This is a genomic window from Anaerolineales bacterium (assembly GCA_022866145.1).
Lineage (GTDB): Bacteria > Chloroflexota > Anaerolineae > Anaerolineales > E44-bin32 > PFL42.
The window spans coordinates 1-3,236 of record JALHUE010000468.1 but is presented as its reverse complement, the minus strand read 5'-3'; the positions used below and the strand labels follow the sequence as shown (position 1 = coordinate 3,236).

The 3,236-nt window shown below is 65.3% G+C and carries 3 protein-coding genes and 1 riboswitch; of the genes, 1 reads left to right on the top strand and 2 read right to left on the bottom strand.

The genetic code is table 11. From position 1 onward, the window contains the following. Positions 1–1,133: methionine adenosyltransferase (gene metK / locus MUO23_13780; protein MCJ7514020.1), on the bottom strand; the 1,133-nt coding region annotated here is incomplete at its 3' end. Between the two features lie 72 nt (positions 1,134–1,205). Next, a riboswitch (SAM riboswitch) is annotated at positions 1,206–1,318 on the bottom strand. Between the two features lie 139 nt (positions 1,319–1,457). Beyond that, positions 1,458–2,600: a trypsin-like peptidase domain-containing protein gene (locus MUO23_13775; GenBank protein ID MCJ7514019.1), complete on the bottom strand. Its 1,143-nt coding sequence runs from the start codon at positions 2,598–2,600 to the stop codon at positions 1,458–1,460. A 414-nt stretch (positions 2,601–3,014) separates the two neighbouring features. On the opposite strand from MUO23_13775, the gene MUO23_13770 reads away from it, so the two are divergent. Further along, positions 3,015–3,224, top strand: coding sequence for a cold-shock protein (locus MUO23_13770; protein MCJ7514018.1), 210 nt, complete (start codon positions 3,015–3,017; stop codon positions 3,222–3,224). Positions 3,225–3,236 lie beyond the last annotated feature (12 nt).

The window sequence follows — 3,236 nt, the reverse complement described above, 5'->3', positions numbered from 1 at the left end:
TGGCCATAGGCGGCGGTCTGCCGGTAGATCGGTCGCAGCAGATCGAGATCGCGAATGATGGCCCCAGGCCGCAGGTCAAACAGCCGGGTGATGATCTCGATGATTTCGCCGTCGGGAAGCCTGCCCGTGCCGAAGGTCTCGATGTTCACGGATAGCGGATGGGCGACTCCGATGGCGTAGGCGACCTGGATCTCACAGCGATCGGCCAGGCCAGCCGCGACCACATGCTTGGCAACGTACCGGGCGGCGTAGGCTCCCGAGCGGTCGACCTTCGTCGGGTCTTTGCCGCTGAAGCATCCCCCGCCGTGGCGCCCCATCCCGCCGTAGGTGTCAACGATTATCTTGCGCCCGGTCAAGCCGGAATCGCCCATCGGGCCGCCGATCTCGAAAGACCCGGTCGGGTTGACGTAGTACTTGATGCCGTTCCCCACCAGCTCCGCCGGCAGGATCGGCTTGACGATCTCTTCGATCACGCCTTCGCGGATGTCTTCGGCAGGCGTCCCGGGCGCGTGCTGGGTGCTGACTAGAACGGTGTCCACCCGCTTGGGGCGCCCAAAGGCGTACTCGATCGTCACCTGGGCTTTGCCATCCGGCCGCAGCCAGGGCAGGCCTCCGGCTTTGCGCACCTCGGCCAGGCGGCGGGTCAGGCGGTGAGACAGCTCGATGGGCATCGGCATCAGCGCCTTCGTCTCATTGCAGGCATAGCCGAACATCATGCCCTGGTCGCCAGCGCCAATGGTCTCAACGTCCTCCTCGCTCAGTTTGTGGCTGCGCCCCTCGAGGGAGGCATCCACGCCCTGCTTGATGTTCGGGCTTTGCTTCCCCAGGGCCACCAGCACGCCGCAGGTCCTGCCGTCGAAGCCCTTGCGGCTGTCGTCGTAGCCCACGTCGATGACCACCCTACGCGCCAGGTCGTCGAAATTCACCTGAGCCAGCGTGGTGATCTCCCCGAACAGCATGACGAAGCCGGTCTTGGTCGCCGTCTCGCAGGCCACCCGCGAGCGCGGGTCCTGTTCGATGCAGGCATCGAGCACGGCATCCGAAATCTGGTCGCACAGCTTGTCGGGATGGCCCTCGGTGACCGACTCCGAGGTGAAGAACAGCGAAGGCGAGGTCATGAAGGTGTTGGTCACGAGCATCTACTCCTGGCGAAGAAATTGCCCCTTCTCGACGAGAAGGGGCAACATGAAGCATCGTTTGCCTCCCTCTCATCTTCCAGAGTCGTACTTCTGCCGGACTTGGCACCACGCCAGGACCCCTGTCCTGGTAGGTTGCCGAGGCATCAAAGGGCCGGTCCCTCCGCCTCTCTGGATAAGAGCAACAAGGGGCTATTCAGTTGTGGCAGGTACTTTACCACGCCGCCGAAGAAGGGTCAAGCTGGCGTCCCGGCGGGGGGTCGCCGGCGGCCAGCTTCTCGCCCTTGCGCCCAGCCTGGGCAGGGCCGGGCGAGCCATCGCTCAGGCGGCAGGCCGCTCCCCCAACGTGATCTGCAGCTGCAGCCGTCGGCCTTCGCGGACGATCTCGATCGTGACCTCCTGTCCAGGCTTGAAGCTCAGGAGCTGGTTGATGAATGGATGGTCCTCGTCGATCTGCTGCCCGTCTAGCGCGGTCACGATGTCCCCGCCTTGGATTCCGGCCTGCTCCGCCGGGCCTCCCGGCACGACCTCGGTGATCGCAATCCCATCTGGCACCGCCTGCTCGCCCGCAGCCTGGGACGAGATCGCCTCCCAGCTGACCCCCAGATAGGGTCGGGCGACGCGCCCGTTGGCAATCAGCTCCTCGACGATCGCCCGAGCCGTGTTGCTCGAGATGGCGAAGCCCAACCCCTCCGCCGGGGCTCCGCCCACCCCGCTGCTGCGCACCACCAGCGTGTTCACCCCGATGACCTCACCGGCCAGGTTGACCAGCGGTCCCCCGGAGTTGCCGGGATTGATGGCGGCGTCGGTTTGGATCAAGTCCTGTTGCTCATACCCCACCCCGCTCCCGACGCTTCGGCCCTTGCCGCTCACCACGCCAACGGTCACCGTGTTCTTGAAGTCCCCCAGGGGCGAGCCGAAGGCAATTACGGATTGGCCGGGCTTCAAGGCGTCCGAGTCGCCGAAGGTCAGCACCCGTGGCATCTGCCCCTCGACGCGGACGACCGCCAGGTCAGCGAACGGGTCAACGCCGACCAGCACAGCCGCGAGCCTGGTGCCATCGGCCAGGATGACCTCCAGCCAGCTGGCGCCTTCGACCACATGGTTGTTGGTGACGATGTAGCCCTGGTCGGAGATGATGAAGCCTGAACCCGATCCCGACGGCTGGGCTTCCGAGCCGGCAGGCGATTGCGGCTGTTGATAGTTGAGGAGGGTAACGACCGCCGGGCCGACGTCCGATGCGGCTTGAGTGACGGCCGAGTTCGGATCGACCGCAACCGCCGCCGCCACCGGGCCCACGGGCGCCGGGGAGGTCTGCGGTCGGAGCAGCAAGTAGGCGCCGGTCGCACCCACAGCGCCGCCCAGCAGACCACACACTCCAGCGATCACCCCGCCGGCCGTCAGGGTGGCGAGCAACAGCCTCCGGCTGGAACGCGAATTGGGCGTTCGGGGAGCTATGGACATGTACACCTCCGCAATCGACTTCTGCGCTTCTGTAGGGCGATTCGACCACGGCCGTATGAGCCGGCGCTAAGTCCAGGATAAGCATCTCCTCAGGGACGGCGGGCTTGGGTGAAAGCCGGTCCGGGATCCCTTTCGCGGCGGCGGCCAGGACAAGCCCCCCGTCGCGGGCCTCGGCCATGCGCTTGGCCCACCCCGACACCGGCCCGAAGCAGGCTTCCGCCGCCCCTTGCCCAAACTTGACGAAGGTGGTATTATGCATTCTGAAGGTAGCATGCAAGTTCTGTCTGGATGTCGAACAAACGGCCTGGGCAGTAGCTCAGGCCGGCTCGGTTCCTCCCGTACTGACCGGAGAACCCGACCACCCCAGGGAACGAAACAGGCACCTATCCTCTTGTTGCCCAAGGAGGCAATGTAATGTCTGAGCGTATTCAGGGAACGGTCAAGTGGTTCAACGGCGGGAAGGGCTACGGCTTCATCTCGCGCGAGGGCGGGGATGATGTGTTCGTTCACTTCTCCGCTATCCAGGGCGATGGCTACCGCGAGCTGCAGGAAGGGCAGCGGGTCGAGTTCGCGATTGCCCAGGGGCCGAAGGGCCTGCAGGCCGAATCGGTCACCATCCTGTAAACCAACCCGTAC